The 20078-nt window shown below is 59.7% G+C and carries 18 protein-coding genes; 10 read left to right on the forward strand and 8 right to left on the reverse strand.

What is annotated here, in order from left to right; translation table 11 throughout:
* Window positions 1-46: 46 nt before the first annotated feature.
* A complete protein-coding gene (locus G5S37_RS27460; RefSeq protein ID WP_165208701.1) occupies window positions 47-1036 on the forward strand; it encodes an acyl-CoA desaturase in 990 nt (329 codons plus the stop codon).
* A gap of 1272 nt (window positions 1037-2308) precedes the next feature.
* Here G5S37_RS27460 and G5S37_RS27465 read toward each other — a convergent pair.
* The 5 genes from G5S37_RS27465 to G5S37_RS27485 form a co-directional block, all read right to left on the reverse strand.
* The gene (locus tag G5S37_RS27465) at window positions 2309-2452 is read right to left on the reverse strand and encodes a histone H1 (protein ID WP_165208703.1); all 144 of its coding nucleotides are present in this window, start codon (window positions 2450-2452) and stop codon (window positions 2309-2311) included.
* Window positions 2453-2643: 191 nt separating this feature from the next.
* Window positions 2644-3819, reverse strand: a complete 1176-nt coding sequence (locus G5S37_RS27470; RefSeq protein WP_165208705.1) for an NAD(P)/FAD-dependent oxidoreductase — start codon at window positions 3817-3819, stop codon at window positions 2644-2646.
* Complete coding sequence (locus G5S37_RS27475) at window positions 3785-4981, reverse strand: type III polyketide synthase (protein WP_165208707.1); 1197 nt, start codon at window positions 4979-4981, stop codon at window positions 3785-3787. The genes G5S37_RS27470 and G5S37_RS27475 overlap by 35 nt, the downstream gene beginning before the upstream one ends.
* 5 nt (window positions 4982-4986) lie before the next feature.
* Window positions 4987-5571 (reverse strand): YceI family protein, encoded by a 585-nt coding sequence (locus tag G5S37_RS27480; RefSeq protein ID WP_165208709.1) that lies wholly within the window; start codon window positions 5569-5571, stop codon window positions 4987-4989.
* Window positions 5572-5611: 40 nt separating this feature from the next.
* Window positions 5612-7177, reverse strand: coding sequence for a peptidase S10 (locus G5S37_RS27485; protein WP_165208711.1), 1566 nt, complete (start codon window positions 7175-7177; stop codon window positions 5612-5614).
* Between the two features lie 111 nt (window positions 7178-7288).
* On the opposite strand from G5S37_RS27485, the gene G5S37_RS27490 reads away from it, so the two are divergent.
* The 9 genes from G5S37_RS27490 to G5S37_RS27530 all read left to right on the forward strand — a co-directional run bounded on the left by G5S37_RS27490 (window position 7289) and on the right by G5S37_RS27530 (window position 16255).
* Window positions 7289-7747, forward strand: coding sequence for a hypothetical protein (locus G5S37_RS27490; RefSeq protein ID WP_165208713.1), 459 nt, complete (start codon window positions 7289-7291; stop codon window positions 7745-7747).
* Between the two features lie 74 nt (window positions 7748-7821).
* Window positions 7822-9303, forward strand: coding sequence for a hypothetical protein (locus tag G5S37_RS27495; RefSeq protein ID WP_165208715.1), 1482 nt, complete (start codon window positions 7822-7824; stop codon window positions 9301-9303).
* A gap of 148 nt (window positions 9304-9451) precedes the next feature.
* On the forward strand, window positions 9452-10804 hold the full coding sequence (locus G5S37_RS27500; RefSeq protein WP_165208717.1) for a GAF domain-containing SpoIIE family protein phosphatase: 1353 nt from the start codon (window positions 9452-9454) through the stop codon (window positions 10802-10804).
* 144 nt (window positions 10805-10948) lie between these two features.
* Entirely contained in the window at window positions 10949-11497 is a 549-nt protein-coding gene (locus G5S37_RS27505) for a nucleotide exchange factor GrpE (protein ID WP_165208719.1), read from the forward strand.
* A gap of 124 nt (window positions 11498-11621) precedes the next feature.
* Window positions 11622-12782, forward strand: a complete 1161-nt coding sequence (gene dnaJ / locus G5S37_RS27510) for a molecular chaperone DnaJ (protein ID WP_165208721.1) — start codon at window positions 11622-11624, stop codon at window positions 12780-12782.
* Window positions 12783-12830: 48 nt separating this feature from the next.
* Complete coding sequence (locus G5S37_RS27515; RefSeq protein ID WP_165208724.1) at window positions 12831-13340, forward strand: hypothetical protein; 510 nt, start codon at window positions 12831-12833, stop codon at window positions 13338-13340.
* 80 nt (window positions 13341-13420) lie between these two features.
* Complete coding sequence (locus G5S37_RS27520) at window positions 13421-14161, forward strand: lipid-A-disaccharide synthase N-terminal domain-containing protein (protein WP_206026172.1); 741 nt, start codon at window positions 13421-13423, stop codon at window positions 14159-14161.
* A 92-nt stretch (window positions 14162-14253) separates the two neighbouring features.
* On the forward strand, window positions 14254-14400 hold the full coding sequence (locus G5S37_RS27525; RefSeq protein ID WP_165208727.1) for a hypothetical protein: 147 nt from the start codon (window positions 14254-14256) through the stop codon (window positions 14398-14400).
* Between the two features lie 232 nt (window positions 14401-14632).
* The gene (locus G5S37_RS27530) at window positions 14633-16255 is read left to right on the forward strand and encodes a choice-of-anchor I family protein (protein WP_206026173.1); all 1623 of its coding nucleotides are present in this window, start codon (window positions 14633-14635) and stop codon (window positions 16253-16255) included.
* Between the two features lie 334 nt (window positions 16256-16589).
* Here G5S37_RS27530 and G5S37_RS27535 read toward each other — a convergent pair whose 3' ends face one another.
* The 3 genes from G5S37_RS27535 to G5S37_RS27545 all read right to left on the reverse strand — a co-directional run bounded on the left by G5S37_RS27535 (window position 16590) and on the right by G5S37_RS27545 (window position 20002).
* Window positions 16590-17222, reverse strand: coding sequence for a hypothetical protein (locus G5S37_RS27535; RefSeq protein WP_206026174.1), 633 nt, complete (start codon window positions 17220-17222; stop codon window positions 16590-16592).
* 157 nt (window positions 17223-17379) lie between these two features.
* The gene (locus G5S37_RS27540; RefSeq protein ID WP_165208733.1) at window positions 17380-19368 is read right to left on the reverse strand and encodes an alkaline phosphatase; all 1989 of its coding nucleotides are present in this window, start codon (window positions 19366-19368) and stop codon (window positions 17380-17382) included.
* Between the two features lie 64 nt (window positions 19369-19432).
* Window positions 19433-20002, reverse strand: coding sequence for a hypothetical protein (locus G5S37_RS27545; RefSeq protein ID WP_165208735.1), 570 nt, complete (start codon window positions 20000-20002; stop codon window positions 19433-19435).
* Between the last annotated feature and the right edge of the window lie 76 nt (window positions 20003-20078).

The following is a 20078-nucleotide window of genomic DNA, read 5'->3' on the forward strand; positions in this document are numbered from 1 at the left end:
ATGATCTGCTCGGTGCCGTCTTGCGAACATTTGCGTGACCCCGAACATGACTGAAACACAACCTTCCGCCTTCCGGCGCATTCTTTCCGACGCACTCACCACCGCCCGCCAATGGGTGGACAACGACTACTGTGCCACCGCAGAGGCCAACGTGGCCAAAGACCGGGTGGACTGGAAGCGGTGCCTGCCCTTTGTCATCATGCATGTCGGCTGCCTCGCCGTGATTTGGGTGGGCTTTAGCTGGTTCGCTCTTGCCGCCGCGGTGCTGCTCTACTTCGCCCGCATGTTTGCCATCACGGCATTCTACCACCGGTACTTCTCTCACCGCACTTTCCGTACCTCGCGCTTTGTGCAGTTCATTTTCGCCGTGTGGGGTAATACCGCCATGCAGCGTGGACCTCTCTGGTGGGCCGCTCATCACCGCCACCACCACCAGCACTCGGATGACCATCCGGATGTGCACTCCCCCACCCTCAAGGGTTTCCTCTGGTCCCACATCGGCTGGATCACCAGCCCGAAGAACTTCCCGACGGACTACAGCCGCGTGAAGGACTTCATGAAGCACCGTGAGATTGTGTTCCTGAACCGCCACGACGTGCTCGTTCCTGTGCTTTACGGCATCTCGCTCTGGCTGGTGGGCTGGGCGCTTCAGACCTGGGCTCCCGGACTTGGCACCAGCGGTGGACAACTCTTCGTGTGGGGCTTCTTCATCAGCACCGTGGCCCTCATGCACGGCACGTTCTTCATCAACTCGCTGGCTCACGTGTTCGGCAAGCGCCGCTTCAAGACGGAAGACACCAGCCGCAACAGCCTCTTCCTCGCCCTCCTGACCCTTGGCGAAGGCTGGCACAACAATCACCACCGCTACATGCACTCCGCGAAGCAGGGCTTCTATTGGTGGGAAATCGATATCAGCTATTACATGCTGAAACTCTTCTCCTGGATGGGCCTCATTTGGGACCTCCGTCCGGTGCCCGCGCACATCTACGAAGAAGCTCGCGCCCAGGCACACCTGCCGGAATCAGCGCGTCACTAGTCGTCTGGTAGCAGCATCGTTTTATTAGTTTGTATCGAGCCGTGCATGCGCGGCTCATCAAGGAGTGGGAGTATTCGTGCTCCCATTTTTTGTTTCTGAGATCACGGGCGCGCTGCGTCAATCGCGCTGGAGCAATTTTGAAGCTGCTTGAAACTGTATCGCGGAGCGACTGAAATAGAGCTCCCAGCCTGACACCTATCATGAGCTGTGGTCTCAACCACCTCTCACCAGAGTCTGCGAATGATACCGAGAGGAGCTGAAAACAGGCCTTGGCGCGAGTCCTGTGAGGGGGCCATTCAATCCCAAGGTGAAGCGCCGGGCATTTCAAAGGAGCGTGGACACTCTTGTCCGCCATCCCTGACTGACCACTCCCTTTTATCTGGCAGGCGAGGCCACATTCCACCAGCTGCTCCAGCGGCGTCACCAACAGCCTCCACATCAGGGAAGTCGCCATGCAACAGAACGGCGGACAAGAGTGTCCACGCTCCTTTGCCCAAGCTCTCGCGCCCCACACAAGACCTGTTTTCAACTGTTGATGGTATGACTATGCCACTACTGCAAATGCAGAACCTCGTCGCATGGAGGACAGGAATGCCCCCATTCGGTTGGCACTCGTGCGCTCAACATGCATCATCACGCGTACTGCTGGCGGGCCCAGCCAGGCCGAGTGCTGCTAAGTGCGCCACACAAGCGGCAGATGCGTCGGAAAGAGCGCACTGCTTCGTCAGCATCTCGCGGGTGATACAACGGGAATGGAAACAAGGCTTCGTGCGCGTGACGAAGCGAGCGACTGGTTAATGGCGCGGACTTTCCAGTCCGCTCGGTGAGCCCGTCTGCAGCGTCGCCCTTTTGTTGGGAGACGACCCTGGCATGGGAGAGCTCAGTGGGGCACTCGCCCATGAAGCCACGCCATCTTCTGAATGGGGCAAGAGGCGGACTGGAAAGTCCGCGCTCCTTTTCAGATTGGGTCACTCAAAGGGCCAACGCAGCGACGTCGCGCTGGACGAATGCACGCCGGAGTTAGAGGCGTGAAACCCTAGGCTGGTAATTCTCGATTCCAGCCGGTAGGAGGAGACTCTTCTTCCTTCTCTCTCCTGCGGATCACTTCTGGCGAGACAGCGCCTTGAAGTGATGAGTTAGATGTTGGGATGTCTCTTGGTCTCTGTCGTTGTGGCCTGCGCGGAGCGTTGAGCTGCCGCGCAGGCAACGAATGGCATGTGTCGCACTATCGCTCAGTGAAGGCTTGAAGTGGCTTCACGAAGCGGCGCAGACTTACTTGCCCTTCTTCTTAGCAGCCTTCTTGGCCGCCTTCTTTGCGGTCTTCTTGGTGGCCTTGGCCTTCTTCGCAGCAGGAGCGGCTTTCACCTTCTTCACTGCGGGCTTCTTGGTTGCTTTCTTTGCGCTTTTCTTTGCCATGGTGATGTTGTTTTTAGGTTTCGTTACGATCGCATTGGTTGCGAAGGTCAACTGATATCACAGCATTTCAAAATTTGGAAGCATAAATTATTCACGGCACGCTCACGCCAAGACTCATGATGCATGCATGCGAGCGCATCACTTTGATAAAAGATCGATCAACTTTTATCACGCTCACATCATCAAAGATGTCATTTCACTAGGGAAAAATGCATCATCGCGTAATGACTCGATACAACGTCGCGCATGAAGCCGAGCAAGACTTCACGCATCAAGATGCCGCGCAGAGGCGATAAAAAATTTCCTCTTCTGGTGCCCAACCACATGCCTGCAGCGGCTCGAGAGGCAGCGATCGAGGCCTGTCGTTTGCGCTCTTTTTCATAGTTGGAGAGCAGCAACTTTGCGTCTCCATGACATCGCAGAAGTTGCTGCAACACGTCCGCAAGCATCGCTGCATCGGCGAAGCCAACGTTCATCCCTTGTCCTCCAATGGGACTCATCACATGCGCAGCATCGCCACAGAGAACGAAACGACCGTTCACGTACGCATGACAATCGAGGCGCCTTGGTGTGAACCACGTCTGGTTGATCTGCTGATTGGCATCCAACGTCAGACCAGTGCGCTGCCTCACGACAGTACTGATGAACCCGGGTGACGTCTCCTTCATGGGTTCTTCGGTCTGCACAATCCACCGGCGCAGACCATCGGGAAGCGGGAAGGATTCCACTGCTCCCTCGGTCGTGAAGAACACATGACCATCGTCTCCCATGCCGCTGTGCCCGGTGAAGTCACCCATGACGAAGTGGCAGGCATAGGTGCGCGACGTCGCACGCACCTTCATCATCTCGCGCACAGCGCTGCGATGGCCATCGCAACCGACGACAAAGGCGGCGGTGATCGCGCGTCCGTCATCCGTCTGCAACATGACATGGTCGTCATGTTGCGTGAGGCCGGTCACTGCCGCGCTGCGGATGAGACTGACACTGTCGTACGCTGCCAACTTCTCCTCCAGGAGCATCATGCTCAGACGCTGTGGCAGGGACAGGACGAAGGGATGCGCACCCGCAAGGCGGCGGAACGAGCAGCATCCCACAAGTCCATCATCGCCGTGAACGAACACATCGCGGATGGGAATGCCGCGAGCCACGAACTTCTCCGCCAGTCCCAAGCGTGACAAGATGGCGAGTGACGGCGGCGTGATGCCAATGGCCTGCGAAGTGGCGGGGAGACCGGCGCGCTGCTCCAGCACGATGGTGCGGATGCCCGCTTCACCGAGGAGATCGGCCAGCAGCAAACCCACCGGGCCCGCGCCGGCGATCGCCACCTCACAATCAGACTGCGGTCGCCGCGGTTGCGTGTTCTGCATAGGCAACTGCTGGGGACACAGGAAGTCCCTTCGCATGGAGCGCCGTAGCGGGGGCGGAAACGCCCAGCCGCGTGAGCAGCGCGGTCTCCACCGTGAGCCCCGGACCAAAAGCGATGGCGCACGTCAGCGCTTCGTCATGCGACTCCTCCTTCAGCATTTCCTTGAGCACGAAGAGCACCGTCGCGCTGCTCATGTTTCCAAAGTCGCGGAGCACCTGGCGTGAGATGGCCAACGCTGTCTTGGGCAGCGACAGGCTCTGCTCCACCTTGTCCAAAATCGCCCGTCCGCCGGGATGCACGGCCCAGGCATCAATGTGCTCGAGCCCGAGCCCCCTTTGCTGGAAGACATCTTCCACCATGGGCCGCAGGCTGGACTGGATGAGGTCCGGCACGTAACTGCTCAGCACAATGTTGAAGCCCTGGTCACCGATGTCCCACGCCATGTCTGCCTCTCCCGCGGGCACCAGCGATGACATAAATCCATCCAAGCGATAGCCCGCATGACCTGGGGCGGGAGCTCGAGCACTGACGATGGCGGCGGCAGCACCGTCTGCGAACAGTGAATTCGCGAGGATGGTGTCCTGGTGGTCATTGGACTGCATGTGCAGGCTGCAGAGCTCCAGGCACATCACCATCACGACAGCCTTCGGGTTGGCCTCACAAAACTGCGCAGCCATGCGGAGCGCGGGGAAAGCTGCATAGCAACCCATGAAGCCCAGTGTGTACCGCTCCACGCTCTGAGGCAGATCCAGCTCGCGGATGATGTGGTAGTCCGGCCCCGGATTCATGAACCCGGTGCACGAGGCGAAGATGACGTGGGTGATCTCGTCCTTCGAGAATGCCACGGCCTCCGTCAGAAGCTTCCCGGCCAGTTCCACCGCCATCTTCCTGGACCATTCCGCATACACTGCATTCCTCTGACCGGTGGTGGGAGGTATCAGTGTGCCCTGTTCATCAAACTTGAACAGTGAGCTTTCCCCGCCTGGAAGGAAGTCTCCATAGACACTGTGACGCGTCTCGATGCCTGAACGCCGGTAGATGGCATGGATGAGGCGTTTCGTGCGCTCATCTGTTGCCATGTCCTTCAGCCGATCCCTCGCGAAGTCCTGGTGGTAGGCAAAGGGTGGCGTGAGGGTGCTGATGTGATGGACAAAGGCCGGCATGGTATTCAGTCTCCCTTCGCGCGCACGAGCTTCACCGCGACATTCACTTTCACCGTATCTCCAACGCGCACCACCAACATGGCGGATGGCACTGTGATGCCACATTGTTTGAGAGAGAGGCTGAAGTTCGCGTCGAAGGTGGCAGTGTCGCCGCTAAGCTTCCAGCTTGTTACCGTGGCCACCACATCCTGCTTTTTGCCCATGAGCGTAAGGGAAAATGGCAGCTTCGAAGGCGTCTTTCCATCCGGCATGATGGAGGCAAACGACACGCCCTGAAACTTGCCCTCAATGAGCGGGTAATCCGTGACCTTCATGGACTTTTGCATCGTGGCGTCCCGCTTGTCATTGTCGGTATCCATGTCGGTGGCCTTGACCTTCACGGTGGCCGTGAGGGTCTTGGGCTGTCCGTCGTCGTCGGCGACCACGGATGCGGTGAAGGGCTCCGCCTTTACCTTCCCGTCCCAGTCGTGCAGGGTTGAGGTTCCCGCGAAGGCAATCGAAGCCGAGCCATCCCAGTTCGCCGTGTCGCCAAGGGCACGACCCACAGTCACCAGCAAGACCACCGCGATGGGAAACAGCAGGCGTTTCATATGGGAGGCACCTATAGCCCCGATCCACGGGGATTGCCAATCACCTTCCGGTCGCGGCCCGGATGAATTTGCCGAGATCCGTACGCTGCTTCGCGAGGTCGGGAAGGTTGAGGTACATCATATGACCGGCGTAGTAGTCATCGATGGTGATGTTCTTCGAGATCTCCGGGGCCACGTTCAGATGCTTGAACGTGTAGTGCGAAGCGAAGTAGGGCGTCGCGAGGTCCGTGTACCCGCAGGAGACGTGCACCTTCAGGAAGGGATTGCGCGTCATCGCGACCGCCAGCGTTTCTGCGACATTCACGAAATCGTTCTCAGCGCCCCAGTTCCACTTGCCCAGGCTGGCGAGGATCTCGTAGGGCTGGTCATCGATGTACTTCAGTTCCGTGCGGATGAAGTGATTGAAGGTGGAGGCGAAGGGGGCAAAGAACGCGTCCCCGCTCGGATCACCCTCAGCAGACGAGGCGAGGCCGTTTCGCACATGTCCCGTGTACCGGCTGTCGAATCGACCCACCTGCAGGCGACGGTCTCTCAGCAACTCCACTGAGAAGCGCTCCAGTCCGGGTCGCAGGTTGGCGCGATCCAGCCAGTCCGCGGATACTCCCGTGAAGCGTGCCATCTTTTCCAGCACGGCCTTCCGTTGCTCATCGGGAAGGGCTGCGCCAAGCATGATGGCCTGAAGATACTCTCCCACGGCGAATGCCTCCGCCTGCTTCAGCACGTCCTGGATGGGGAGCTTCTGGAGATCCTCGGGCAGCTTGCGATGGTGCCACGCGGTGGCGGTATAACTGGGAAGATAAAGCACATGCGGCAGGTCATTCCCCTCACCACCCCAGATGGTCTGGAAATTCAGCACTGTGCTCACCAGCATGATGCCATTCAGGTTCATCCGGTGTTTGTTTGCCAGCTCACCGCTCAGCGCCGCGGCGCGTGTGGTGCCATAGCTCTCCCCGATGAGGAACTTGGGTGAAGCCCAACGCGTATTCTGGGTGACGTAGAGCCGGATGAATTCGGCCACACTGCGCGCATCCTCAGCCAGGCCGAAGAACAATTTCGCATCTTCCGGTTTTGTCGCGCGGCTGTAGCCCGTGCCCACGGGATCGATGAAAACGAGGTCCGTCTCATCCAATAGCGAATACTCGTTATCTACAAGCTGATAAGGGGGTGGCACGGCGCTGCCGTCATCCTGGAGTTTCACCCTGCGCGGCCCCAGCAAGCCCAGGTGCATCCACACGGAGGAAGAACCGGGACCTCCATTGAACGAGAAGGTCACCGGTCTTTGTGAGAGGTCGTTCAGCCCGTCCTTTGTATACGCGATATAGAATATTTCAGCCTTGGTTTTGCCCTCGGCATCTCTGATGGGCAGCGTTCCGGCAGTCGCTGTATATTCCATCCGCACGCCCGAGAGGACGATCGTGTGTTTGGTAGTTGAAGTTTCCGGGGATTTCCTTCCCTGCGATGGGGGTTTTTCCTTGTTCTGGTCATTACCCTCTTTCGCAGGCGCCGCCTCTTTACCCTCTTCACGAGGAGGTTCGGCCTTTACATCCGCATGAATGGGTGTCGCAAGCGCGATCGGGAAGCAGAGAAGAAGAGTGCAAAGCTTCATAAGTTCACGCTCATCGTCCAATTTGAAATTGCAACGCATTCCTTATGCGTTGCAGGGTCGTATACATCGGAATTTCTTGTCAAGTAAGTAACTCTCTGCTATGCAGGCGTTATGTTCCTAAACCTAGACCCCCTCAAGAGCGATCTCACCAAACTGGCCGGGATTCTGAATCAGTTCAAAAGCGAGTTGGTGCAGACCAAGCTGGTGGAAATGTTTTTCTCCGGTGCCGGTGTTGCTCCCGCCCCGGCTGCTGAGGCTCCTCGTCGCAAGGGCAGACCTCCGGGTTCTGGTAAAGCCAAAGCCGCAGCAGCTGCAGCCGCTCCCAAGCCCGCAGGCAAGCGCAGGGCACGTGGCAAGATGGGCGCTACTGGAGCGCTCAACGCCCTTATCAAACAAGGTTATTTCAAGACCCGCCGGACTATCGCGGATGTTGTCGAAGCCTGTGAATCCAAGGTGGGCGTACCTATCAAGGTGACCAACCTCTCCGGCCCTCTCGCCCGTTTCGTTCAGGAAAGCCGCCTGCAGCGCGCGAAGAACAAGGAAGACAAGTACGAGTACTGGGCCAAATAAGTGCCCTTTCGCAGGAGAAGAGTCGTTCCGACCTCTGCTTGCAAGAAGTGCCTCGCTGGCGGTGTGATGTTCTCATGCCGCCTTTTCGCGCACTCCTCTTTCTTCTCAGCTATACCGCCTGCGTTGCCGGTCCCATCCCCCCGCAGGCGGGAGCCCCGCCCTCCCCTTCCGACTCCGTGGGACGGAGCATCCACGTCGATCCCGCAAAGGGCGACGATGCCCACGATGGCGTAGCCGGTCCAATCCGGACGATTGCGCGAGGCATCAGACTTGCGCAGCCAGGCGATACGATTCATCTGGCCGCCGCCACGTATTACGAGAGCGCGGATCTCACAGGAAAACACGGCGAACCCGGTCGCCCCATCACACTCGATGGCCACGGCGCCATACTGGAGGGCTCAGATCCGGTGCGGCTGGCAGAATGGGAATCCCTGGGACAGGGGCTTTATCGAAAGGTGAAACTGATCCCTCATATGAATGACGCGATATTGATGCGCTGGTTTTTCCTATGGGAAAATAAGATGAACAGGATGAATAGATGCTCGAAAGGCCCGAGCGCACCCCTGAAGAAACCCGTAGAACTACAACCGGGCGAGTGGACTTATGTGAAGGAAGAGGACGCCTTTTATCTGAAAATTCCATCGGATAAATCTTCAGATAGCGTCGATATCCGCTATCCGGTGCGCAGTAGCGGTGTCGCATTTTCGCGCGAGGGTTCGCATCTAGTAGTACGAAATTTGATTGCGACTCATGTGCATAACGACGGTTTCAATATTCATGGAGCCCAGCGTGAGCTCATTTTTGAAAACATCGCCGCTATCGAATGCGGAGATGACGGCTTCAGCGCCCATGAAGATGGCGACTGCCATATCGATGGATTCGTGAGCATCGGAAACTCCACTGGCCTATGCGACACGGGCACCAGCCGCACCTACTACAAAAACGTCTACATGAAGGACTGTGTGGGCTACGACCTGTTCTTCATCGGACTGGAGCACTCACTGGAGAATGCCCTCATTGAGAGCAGTGCGGCGCGCACCTTTCATCTCGATGGATTCCGCCTCACGAATGGCCAGACTTGCAGGCTGCGCATGCGCAATGTCTCCATCCAGCGTGTGGGCGGCGGCCCGAATGAAGTCCGCGTCGGTCGCAGTGGCGTGCTGGAGGCGGAACGATGCACCATTTCCAATCTGAACATCCAGGTGACTCCGGGTGGCAATGCCTCGATCCGGAAGTCACTCGTGACCGGCGATCCCAAACCGGAAGTGATCCTCTGGACGAACTCCCTGTGGCTCGGCGAGGAAAATGTCTACGATGTCGCCTCCTGGAGAGTGGGGCAGCAGGTGTTCACGGCGGGGAAGTTGGAAGATTTCCGCAGACTGATGGGCGGAGACGCGGGCTCCCGTATGCTGACTCCAGAGGGGGCCGGAACGGAGGCCGCGGCAGCCAACGCCAGCGCCCCACCCACCCTGGACTCCGTGGGAGCGGATCTCCCGTCCCTCCAACCGCTGCGGGAAAGGGCCCTGAAACCGCCCTCGACCGTCGGTTCGCCATGAGATTTGCTCAACTTCCTTGCCCGATGCAGTCACCTGTGCAAACCTGTTCCCCAGCATGACGGGATGGATTGTAGCGGTGGTGCTTCTGCTGGCGGGCGCAGGGGTTTCTTTGCTGCTGTACAGAAGCCTTGCACGGGAACGGGAGGCGATGAAGCTCTTCAAGGAGGGTGACGCGCGTCGTGCGTCACGCCGTAAGCGCGTGTTCGATGTGCTTCAGGTCGTGGGGGATGCCATTCAGGGTGGCCAACCCGAAAGCACGCTGCACCGCTTGATTACCCAAGGCGCGGCCAGCGTGGTGGAAGCGGAGGGCGCCGTACTTTATCTTCTGGACGAGAAGGCCGGGGTGCTCGTGCCACGCCATTGCACGCGCGACTGCCCGCCACTCATCGCGCTGCCTGAGCGCATTGTGAACCAGGCCAAGACGAATGCCGGCACGCTGCCCAGCTTCCTGCGGCTGCACAGCATCAAGCCCGGCGAAGGTGTGGTGGGCTCCGTCTTCAGCAACCTGAAGGAAGAGAACATCCCGGACCTGCGCCATCACCCCAAGTTCGAGGGGAAGGCGAATCCCTTTCAGCAGCACGTGGCGGCGCTCATGGCCCCGCTGAAGCACGGCGTGCGCGGACTGGGCGTTCTGGCGGCTGCCTCAGAGCGCACGAAGCCCTTTTCACCGCATGAGCTGGAGATGTTTGATGCACTGGCCGAGCAGTGCGGCTTCGCCCTCGGCAATGCCCAGGCCCACCAGGAAGCCGGAGCCAAGCGCAAACTGGAAAGCGAACTGCGCAACGCGAGCGAGATCCAGCGCATCCTCCTGCCTGAAAAGGCGCCGGAAACCGCGGGCTGGGAAATGGCCGCGAGAAACGTCCCCGCGCGGTTGGTGAGCGGCGACTACTATGACTTTGTCCCGGTCGGCAGCACCCATCTGGGCGTGGCGATTGCGGACGTGTGCGGCAAGGGGATTCCCGCCGCGCTCATCACGGCCATGTGCCGCAGTGTCCTGCGCTCGAATGCCCGGGAAACGCTGAGTCCCGCCACCGTGCTGGCTGCAGTGAACCGTAATCTCTTCCCAGACATCCGGGAGGACATGTTCATCACCGTGTCGTACGCCGTGCTGGCGGAGGATGGCAGCAGCCTCACACTGGGCCGGGCCGGTCATACCCCGCCGCTCGTGTGGCGGCAGGAGTCCGGCAAGGTGGACGTCATTTCCGCCCCGGGCGTGGCCGTGGGCGTGGACAAGGGCAGCGTGTTTGAGCGCATCACCAAGGACGTGCCCATCCCCATGGAGAGCGGAGACGTCCTGCTGCTCTACACCGACGGGGTCAACGAAGCGGTGGACCATAAGGAACTCGAATTCGGCGAGGAACGCATCAAGACCATCTTCGCGCTCGCGGCACCCAATGGGGCCCAGGCGGTGGTGGATGCCCTGTGTGATGCCGTGCGCAAGTTTATCGGCGGTGAACCGCAATCCGACGACATCACACTGGTGGTCGTGCGGAAGAAGTAAGGTGGCGGGCGAGGGCGTACTCCGCCTGTCCCAAGAGGGGCTTTCATAGGGTCGCAGGCACCGCCATGGCGAACTTGCCACAGGCTCCCTTCCCATGCATAGTCCCTGCCCCTTTCCCCCACCCCTTTCCTACCCTTTTATCAAATGAATCATAGTGTCGACGAAGCCGAAGCCGCCGCTCGCGCCGGAGAGCAGCCCCAAGAAGAACCCTTCGTGGAAGGCAGCCAGCAAGATCCCACGGCTGCACTGACGGCTGAAGTGGAGAAGTGGAAGGACCTCGCTCTGCGCACGGCCGCCGAGCTGGACAATTTCCGCAAGCGCTCCGCCCGCGACATGCAGGAAGCCCGCTCCTACGCGAACGCCGACCTGCTGCGTGGCCTGCTGCCCGTGCTGGACACCTTTGAGATGGGCCTGGAAGCCGCCCGTATCGAGAGCGAGCAAAGTATTGTGTTCCAAGGCCTTAAGATGGTGCAAGGCATGTTCTCGAACCTACTCAAGGAATTCGGTGTGGACGAAGTGCCAGCCCAGGGCAAGCCTTTCGACCCGAACCTTCACGAAGCTCTCAGCCAGGAAGCCAGCGACACCGTGCCGGACGGCACCGTCATCCGCGTGCAGCGCCGTGGCTACAAGCTCAAGGACCGCCTACTCCGCCCCGCCAATGTGGTGGTTTCCAGCGGACCTGCAGGTGCGTAATCCTGCTTTCCGGGAAGGAACCACGGGGATTGGCACAACTGGCGCGACGTTCCCGACCACGAGCCCCCACTTTCCCTCCTTCCTCCCATTTCCACATCTGCACTGATAGAAATCTCCCTCCCCCATGGCCAACAAGCGTGATTACTACGAAGTCCTCGGCGTCGCCAAAGGCGCCTCGCAGGACGAGATCAAGAAGGCCTATCGCAAGCTCGCGGTCCAGTTCCACCCGGACAAGAACCCCGGCGACCACACGGCCGAGGAGAAGTTCAAGGAAGTGGGCGAGGCCTACGATGTACTGAGCGATGAGCAGAAGCGCGCGGCCTACGATCGCTACGGGCATGCGGCCTTCGCCGGAGGCTCACCCGGGGCGGGTGGCGGCTTCCGTGGTGGATTCCATGATCCCATGGACATCTTCCGTGAGGTGTTCGGCGGCGGCGGCGGTGGTGGAGATATCTTTGACATGTTCTTCGGAGGTGGCGGCGGCGGCCGTCGCCGTGGTGCTGGAGGCGCACAGCGCGGCAGCGACCTGCGCTACGGTCTGGAGATCAGTCTCGAGGAAGCAGCCAAGGGTGTGGAGAAGGAACTCGAATTCGAGCGCCTCATCTCCTGCAAGACCTGCAGTGGCTCCGGCTCCAAGAGCGGCAGCGGCACGAAGCAGTGCCGCACCTGCGGTGGCGTCGGCCAGGTGATCCGCTCCGGCGGCATCTTCCAGATCCAGCAGACCTGCCCGGAATGCCAGGGCTCAGGACAGACCATTTCCGATCCGTGCCGCGACTGCGGTGGCGTTGGTCGCGCAAAGGACAAGACTCGTATCCGGTTGAAGATTCCCGCGGGTATTGAGGACGGCTCTCGTCTGCGCTCTAGTGGCAATGGCGATGCGGGTACCAAGGGTGGCCCGAGTGGCGACCTGTATGTGGTGATCAGCATCAAGGCGCATGACCTTTTCGAGCGTGACGGTTTCGACCTGCACTGCGAAGTGCCGGTGGGTTATCCCACGGCGGCTCTCGGTGGCGAGGTCACGGTGCCAACGCTGGATGGCAAAGCCACGGTGAAGGTTCCGGCCGGCACGCAGACGGGCGCCACCTTCCGCTTGCGCGGCCAGGGCATGAAGCGGCTGGATGCAGATCGTCGTGGTGACCTCTATGTGCATGTGCAGGTCGCCGTGCCCACCAAACTGAATGCCGAGCAGCGGGAAAAGCTCCAGGAGTTTGCCAAGGCCCTCGGGGAGCATCACTCGCCCATGCAGGAGTCATTCTTTGAGCGGGCGAAGAAGTTCTTCTTCTAGCACCTGAGTCCACGTCCATCCGAGGTTGCCGGTCGAATTCCCACTTCCATGAAATCCACCGGCATCCTGTTCCTGCTCATCTGGTGCCTGCTGGCTGTGAGCTGCACCAGCAAGGACAAGCGTGAGGCGAGCAACCTGGCCAGGCGTGCCACGGAGATGTCCGCGGCACTCACCACGGCAGGCAAGCCCTTTGCAGATGAGATCAACAAATGGCTCGCCGGTGAGAAGGCGGATATCCCCGCGATGAAAAAGGCCCTGGAAGCCATCGAGCCGCTGCCCGGCAAGTTTCACGAGGAATTCCAGCTGATGCCATATTCCAAGGAGCAATACGCCGTGACGGCCTACCGCACCTCCGTTCTGGACTATCTGGAGAGCCAGCAAAAACTTGCCGCCATGCTGAAAGCCGTCGCCGAGAAGGCCTCGCTATCCAATCCTGCGGATGAGCCCACACGCAAGCAGGTGTCGGAGCAGTTCCGCGGTTTTGAAGGCGCCCAGCAAAAGACCCTCAATGACATCAGGATTAAAGCAGAGAGGCTTCAGTCCTACCTGCAGGAATAAGCATAAAAATCCTCGCCAAGTCTGTCTTCCGTCTCTCTCCCTTCTTCGCGCGCACCGTTTCGTTTCCTCGCTCAGCTCACATGCCGGCTTCTTCCGCTTTCCTTCAAAACTGGCTCGAACCCATCTTCGGACATTGGCTCTACGTTGACTCCATGCTGTGGACGGTGGTGGGCTTTCTCGGAGCCGCCATCTTCGGGAGCCGTTTCCTGCTTCAGTGGCTGCAGAGTGAGAAGGAGAAGAAGCTGGTGGTGCCGTGGTACTTCTGGCATCTGAGCTTCTGGGGCAGTGTGCTGAACCTGCTCTACTTCCTGCACCTCGACAAAGCACCACTCATCCTGGGCAATTGCTTCCTGCCGTTCCTCTATGGCCGCAACATTCTCTTCCTGCGACGCGAAGGAACAAAGGGTGGCGGAAGAAAAGTGTTCGCCGCCGTGGCGGTGCTGGTGCTCGCGGGTTTTGGGTGGTCGATGTTTTTTGACAAGGACGGTGACACAGGTCCAGGAGGCTCGCCCGAACACCGGAGCAAGGCACTCCTGAAACAGACCGCAGCCGCGCTGAAAGGCTACCACGGTGAGCAGGGCCACTTCCCCAGCGGCGATGCCAAGGCGATCCTGGAAACACTGAAGAAAGAAGGTTTCCCAGTGAATGCCGCGAACCTTCCCGATACGACCGATGTCTCGCTCGACGGATGGAAACAGCCCATTCAAATCCTCACCTCTGGAAATTCCTTCATCGTACGGTCTTCGGGTAAGAATGGCATCTTCGAGGACTCACTCAGCGAAACGCGTGACGACATTCTCATTCAGGGCAGCGTACCGTGAGTGTGAATTCAGTTGAGTTCGATTGAGCTGAGTTGAACAGGACGGAGTTCACCTGATTTGAAGTCAGCGCTCTCCCGCAGTATGGAAGGCGCATGAAAATCATCGTCTTCACCTCGCCAGCCATCACCGCGCAGGTCAATGAATGGCTGGAGGCGCATCCGGACATTGACGTGATCAGCATGGCCCAGTCCGAGTATGACGGGACGATGCACCTGACCCTGCTCTACCGGCAGAAGTAAAATGCGATAGCGGCGAGTGGGTGGTGAAGGTGCTGGCATGTGATGATTTTCCCGGACGAGCGTGAGTGAGGCATCGCGGTAAAGCTTCATGCAATTTGCTTCACAGAATCGTCACGGTTGGTCAGTTGTCTGCAATTGCGAGCGTCGGTAGCGGTGCGGTTCAACTCGCTACCAACGTCACGCTATGATCGAACCCCGATTCCCTACCTTGTCCTTTCTGGGATGCGCCGCGATGGCCGTCCTCGCTCCGCTGAGCGTCTCCGCCAAGTCCCCGCACTCCATCTCGATGACTCCGATCTCGAGCGTGGCTGCGGGATCCTTCCTCACCAGCGCTGCTGAAATCGTGGCTCACGATCCGGCTACGCAGCGCATCTTCGTCGTGAATGCGCAGGCTGCGCGAGTCGATGTCTACAGCATCGCCAACCCTGCCCAGCCTATCGTGGTGGGTTCGATTGACGCGTCTGCGTTTGGCGGCGTCGCGAACAGCGTGGCCGTGCATGATGGCGCGGTGGCCGTGGCCGTGGAATCCACGGTGAAGACGAACCCCGGCAAAGTCGTGTTCTTCAACACGAACCTCGAGTTCCTCGCGCAAGTGACCGTGGGCTCACTGCCCGACATGCTGACTTTCACTCCGAACGGCCGTTACGTGCTCACCGCTGACGAAGGTGAACCCAGCGACGACTACACTGTGGACCCCGAAGGCACTGTGAGCATCATCGATGTCTCCAAGGGTGTGGCCTCCGTGACTCAAGCTGATGTGCGCACGGCGAACTTCCGTGCGTACAACTCGAAAACCCGTGCGGAACTCTTCAACGGTACCGGCACCGGACCCAAGCCTGCGATTCGCGTCTTTGGCCCCAACGCCACCGTGGCGCAGGACCTCGAGCCTGAGTACATCACCGTGTCCCAAGACTCCAAGACGGCCTGGGTGACGCTGCAGGAAGGCAACGCGATTGGCATCATCGACATCGACTCCGCCACTGTGAAGGACCTGGTGGGTCTCGGTACGAAGGATCACTCCCTTGCCTCAAACGGCTTCGGCTCCAGCAACGCGCTGGATGCGAGCGACCGCGACGGCATTCCCGTGGCAAACAACGGCCGCATCAACATCCAGAACTGGCCCGTGAAAGGTCTGTACCTTCCGGATGGCATCGATTGCTACAAGGTCGGCAACCAGACCTACCTCGTGCTGGCCAATGAAGGCGACAGCCGCGAGTGGTCCGGCTATGCGGAAGAAACCCGCGTGGGCAGCATGGCGCTTGATCCGACGGCCTTCCCCCCAGCGGTGGCGACCGAGCTGAAGAAGAACAACAACCTCGGTCGTCTGAAGGCGACCAAGGCCCAAGGCGACACGAACGGCAACAATGTCTACAAGGAAATCTACACCTTCGGCGCTCGTTCCTTCTCCATCCGTGATGCGCAGGGCAATCTCGTGTGGGACAGCGGCGATCAGTTCGAGCAGATCCTCGCGCAGATCCTTCCGGACTTCTTCAACTCCAACCACGAGATCAACAAGTTCGACGACCGCAGCGACGACAAGGGACCGGAAGCCGAGAGCGTGACCGTGGGCAAGGCCTTCGGACGTACCTATGCCTTTGTGGCCCTTGAGCGCATCAGCGGAGTGATGATCTTCGACATCACCGACCCGACGGCTCCTGAGTTCGTGCAGTACGCGGACAACCGCGACTTCACCAAGGCCACCAACACCGCGGCCGCCGGCGACCTCGGTCCTGAAGGTCTGTTCTTCGTCTCCGAAGAAAACAGCCCAAACGGCAAGCCTCTCCTCCTCGTGGCCAACGAAGTGAGCGGCACCACGACGGTGTATGAGATCAGCAAGGTGAAGGGCAAGAAGTAAGCAGTCGGCGCCTTTCTTCTGAAGAACTGACGAAAGTGAAATTCATCAAAATGCGGCAGGCATGCGAAAGCGGCCTGCCGCGTCTCTTTTGGGTTTGCGCCAGCCTTACCTCTGGGGAAGAAACTAGGCTGAGGGTGATGGGTGTTGCCACGTGCATTGGATTCAACACAGAGACACAGAGACGCAGAGGAACTACGGAGACTGAAGGAAGTCAGCGAGCTCTCTCAAGGATCGGGGACACTCTTGTCCTTTCGGAAGGGAACGTGGACGTTCCGGCTACCACTTTCTCAGTGCGCAGCCCCACCAGAGTACCGTCACTCTCACAGCACAACTTCTACTTCCCGCCACCCACCGGCCTCAACGCGGTGAGCATGCGCTTTCTTCCTCCACCTGAACTTGGAGCAGCAACAGCGGCATCACCGCCACTCGCCACGATCCCCTTATCCTTGTTGTCGCTGTTTTCATAAGAATAGGGAAAGCCCGAACCTTGATCGCGGGGCACGGAAGCCACTGGGGCGTCATACGCTGCTGCTGGAGAAGTTGACAGGCCATCGGATGCCTTCCTCCCGGGCACCGCCCGCACATCTGGCTTCCCCTTGGCTGTCTTGAGAGAGTCATCATCAAACCTCAAGACCGCTGTGGCATCGCCCATGGATACTTCAGCCACGGTATCCCGGCGACTGGTGCTGAACGTGACGGAGTGCAAACTCATGCCATTGCTCGCAGGTTCACCTTTCTTCAACCGCAAGCGTTCACGGGTCTTGGTATTCGCGAGGATGACGGTGGGGGCGCCTTCCTCGCCGAAACAGCCGGCGAGGATCCAATCCCGCGCGAAGGAAACCTTCTCCGGCGCTACCGGCGCAGTCTTCCGCACGAAGGGATTCTTCTGCCAGCCGGATTCATAGCGCTCGATGGGATAAGGGCCTGGCGGCGTGAACTCCGCTGCCGGTATCTCCTGTGCGGGCATGCCCTGCGATGCCACCACCGCGACCGTCATCAACAAAGTGGCAAAGGCCGCGACGGCGCGGCCAGGACAAACGCATTCCGGCTGGACTCGTGAGAGCCCAGCCGGAAGGAACAGCAACCTGGATAACGATTGTCTCAACGAACCAACAGACGCTTGGTTAGTGTTTGGAGCAGCCAAGCACCGCCTGCATCACCTTGAAGAACACGTCCGTGTTATCCATGGTGCCGGCGAAGAGGGCGCTGCCGTTGCCGAAGGAATACACCGGCACATCCGAGGCGGTGTGCACCGCGCTGGAACCGGAGACCTGACCCGTGATGAGGAAGTTGCCTGTGGTATCACGGTTCAGCGGACCGGAAGGATAGGTATTCAGCGGAGCAGAACCGTTGAAGGGCTGCTGGCTGTCACGAAGCGGGAGGGGATTCGTCCTCCAGTTTTCGTACCGATCCGCATTGCCGGCATAACCGATGACCATGCGGTTGTTGATGTCGGTCGTGGTGGGATAGCCGTCCGGAGCGATAACGTACTGGGGGAAACCAGCTGCTTCGTATGGGCCTACCGCGCCCTGAAGGGTCGGTGAAGTGGCATTCGTCAGCGTGGAGAGCGTAGCGTCGGACACGGTGGAAGCACCGATGATGTTGATACCGGCGCACTCATGGTCTGCGGTCACCACGATGAGCGTGTCTCTGTTTTGCTCGGCGAAGGCCTTGGCCACACCGATGGCGCGGTCAAACTCGATGGCATCGAGCATCCAGCGCTCGCTATCCATGTTGTGCGCCTGCTTGTCGATGGACGCGCCTTCGATCATGAGGACGAAACCATTCTTGTTGTTCTTCAGCACCTGAAGAGCCTTGGCGGCCATTTCATCCAGCATGGGCTGGTCAGGGAAGCCGTAGTCCACCACGACCGGCTGGCCGCTGGAGGAGCCGGCGGGCACCACGTTGCGCTTGCTCGGGCCGTTGATCTTGTCGAGCGAGACGTTCATGTTCGAAAGCGCGAAGAGACCGAGGAGCTTCTTCGTGTTCGCGGGAACGGCGCTCAGGCTGGTGGCGTCGGGAGCATAGGAGAAGCCCTCCGCCTGGAAGTCCGCGATGAGGTCACGTGCGGGATCCACGATGCCGGTGGCGACGTCCCATCCATCCGCAAGCTCAGCGGCGTGCTCATAGTCCGTGGATGCGCTGCGAGCGCTGCCAGGAGTGGTGTTGGGCAGGAACCACTTGCGGCCACCACCGAGGAGGACCTTCAGACCACCCTTGGCCACTGCTTCATCCAGGAACTGGTCGCAGATGCCGGTGCCGGCGCCGCGATTCTGCGTGTGCGTACCGAACGCACCTGGAGTGGCATCAAACACGTCGGACGTGGTCACGATGCCGAGGGACTTGCCTTCCGTGCGGGCGAGGTATTCACCGATGAGTTCTACGCGGGGATTGTCGAAGTTCGCGGTGGTGTCATCCGGGAACACACCCTGCTGATTGTTGTTCGCCTTGTTGCCGCTGGAGTAGCACGCAGCGCCAGGGGAGGAATCCGTGACGATGGAGTTCAACGAGTGAGTCATCACGAGACCCGTGTTCGGGAAGGTGTCCGTGTTGAGCTGGCCGACGGCCTTGCCCTGAAGCACGCCCTTGCTCATGATGCGCGAGGCGGTGCGGTGAGCGATGCCGAAGCCGTCACCGATGAGGATGATGACGTTCTTCGCATCGATCTTGCGGCCCTGGTGCTCGAGTTCCACGACCTGGAAGTTGCCCGTGGCGGTCACCTTGGTGCCATTGCTCTGCGTGGCTTCGACGGTGAAGGTGTGAGTGCCTGCCTTGTTGTTTTCATACGCACGGCGCGTGGCGGCTACGGTACCGGCCGGAGTGCCGTTCGTCGCAAGGAGCGAGACGGCGCCACCGATGGGCTTGCCATCCACCTTGAAGATGGCGCTGGTGATGGTCTGACCTGCATCAGGCACCACAGTGGCCTGAAGATCGAAGCGCTGTCCAGGGAGGAAACGCGCGACGATGGGAGGAGAAGCGTCATTGTAGGTGAACAGCGCGCTCGGAGGCGTGAGGCGCGTCACCGTGGGAGCCGCGAACGAAGTGCCCGCAGCGAGGGCAACCGCGAGCGTAGCCGCGATGGAGAGGATGGTGGATCCTTTGTGAGGTTTCATGGAATGCGACGAGTGGTGGTTTGGCACGAGTTTTTGTCAGCACTGAAAAAGAGCCGGGACAAAATCACTGCGCGGACTGGGTCGCGGCAGATGTAGGAGCAGGAGCGGTAACAGGTGCCTGCGGGGGCGCTGGGGTGGCCGTAGATGTGGCTGCAGGCGCAGGAGGAGTTTCCTGGGGCGAATCCAGAAGGAGGCGCACGAAGGCATTCTCGCCATCCAGTGATCTCCCGCCAACCGTCAATCTGCCTGTGAGCAGAAGCAGCCCCGGAGTATAAGGCACAGCCTGCGCGGCATTGCCCGGGACACGCACGAGCACATGCGAGGCGGGAATGTCATCTGCCTGGCCATACTCCAGCGGCTGAGCTTTCAGAGGAACGGGCGCGAGCAGCATCTGGCGATTCCCACGCAGTTGCATATTCGCCATGTAGCCGAGAATGCGCACGCGCTTGCCACTGAGCGAGAGAAGCTTCTCCGTGGGCTCAAGGCCGCGAGGTCCCACCGGCATCTTGTAGAACTCGTCAAAGCGCAGTTCACTCACACCCTCTGGCAACGGAGGAAGATCCTTGGCGACTTCATTCGCCGTTTTCCCGGTAGCGGCCTTCTCTTTATCCAACACCTGCGCCAGCTCTTCCATGGTGGCGATTCTGCGCCGAGGGGATGTGGCCTCTGATGTTATTGATGCATCCGCGCCTTCAGCTGAAGCAGGATTG

The sequence above is a fragment of the Roseimicrobium sp. ORNL1 genome, from assembly GCF_011044495.1.
In the GTDB taxonomy this organism is placed as follows: Bacteria; Verrucomicrobiota; Verrucomicrobiia; order Verrucomicrobiales; family Verrucomicrobiaceae; genus Roseimicrobium.

Excerpts from the sequence above, each read along its gene's own strand:
- G5S37_RS27520 (WP_206026172.1), top strand. The coding sequence starts at position 13,421 with ATGCCGGCTTCTTCCGCTTTCCTTCAAAACTGGCTCGAACCCATCTTC.
- G5S37_RS27530 (WP_206026173.1), top strand. The coding sequence starts at position 14,633 with ATGGCCGTCCTCGCTCCGCTGAGCGTCTCCGCCAAGTCCCCGCACTCC.
- G5S37_RS27480 (WP_165208709.1), bottom strand. The coding sequence starts at position 5,571 with ATGAAACGCCTGCTGTTTCCCATCGCGGTGGTCTTGCTGGTGACTGTG.
- G5S37_RS27475 (WP_165208707.1), bottom strand. The coding sequence starts at position 4,981 with ATGCCGGCCTTTGTCCATCACATCAGCACCCTCACGCCACCCTTTGCC.
- G5S37_RS27470 (WP_165208705.1), bottom strand. The coding sequence starts at position 3,819 with ATGCAGAACACGCAACCGCGGCGACCGCAGTCTGATTGTGAGGTGGCG.
- G5S37_RS27540 (WP_165208733.1), bottom strand. The coding sequence starts at position 19,368 with ATGAAACCTCACAAAGGATCCACCATCCTCTCCATCGCGGCTACGCTC.
- G5S37_RS27505 (WP_165208719.1), top strand. The coding sequence starts at position 10,949 with ATGAATCATAGTGTCGACGAAGCCGAAGCCGCCGCTCGCGCCGGAGAG.
- G5S37_RS27485 (WP_165208711.1), bottom strand. The coding sequence starts at position 7,177 with ATGAAGCTTTGCACTCTTCTTCTCTGCTTCCCGATCGCGCTTGCGACA.
- G5S37_RS27525 (WP_165208727.1), top strand. The coding sequence starts at position 14,254 with ATGAAAATCATCGTCTTCACCTCGCCAGCCATCACCGCGCAGGTCAAT.
- G5S37_RS27495 (WP_165208715.1), top strand. The coding sequence starts at position 7,822 with ATGCCGCCTTTTCGCGCACTCCTCTTTCTTCTCAGCTATACCGCCTGC.
- dnaJ (WP_165208721.1), top strand. The coding sequence starts at position 11,622 with ATGGCCAACAAGCGTGATTACTACGAAGTCCTCGGCGTCGCCAAAGGC.
- G5S37_RS27465 (WP_165208703.1), bottom strand. The coding sequence starts at position 2,452 with ATGGCAAAGAAAAGCGCAAAGAAAGCAACCAAGAAGCCCGCAGTGAAG.
- G5S37_RS27535 (WP_206026174.1), bottom strand. The coding sequence starts at position 17,222 with ATGCCCGCACAGGAGATACCGGCAGCGGAGTTCACGCCGCCAGGCCCT.
- G5S37_RS27490 (WP_165208713.1), top strand. The coding sequence starts at position 7,289 with ATGTTCCTAAACCTAGACCCCCTCAAGAGCGATCTCACCAAACTGGCC.
- G5S37_RS27500 (WP_165208717.1), top strand. The coding sequence starts at position 9,452 with ATGAAGCTCTTCAAGGAGGGTGACGCGCGTCGTGCGTCACGCCGTAAG.
- G5S37_RS27545 (WP_165208735.1), bottom strand. The coding sequence starts at position 20,002 with ATGGAAGAGCTGGCGCAGGTGTTGGATAAAGAGAAGGCCGCTACCGGG.
- G5S37_RS27515 (WP_165208724.1), top strand. The coding sequence starts at position 12,831 with ATGAAATCCACCGGCATCCTGTTCCTGCTCATCTGGTGCCTGCTGGCT.
- G5S37_RS27460 (WP_165208701.1), top strand. The coding sequence starts at position 47 with ATGACTGAAACACAACCTTCCGCCTTCCGGCGCATTCTTTCCGACGCA.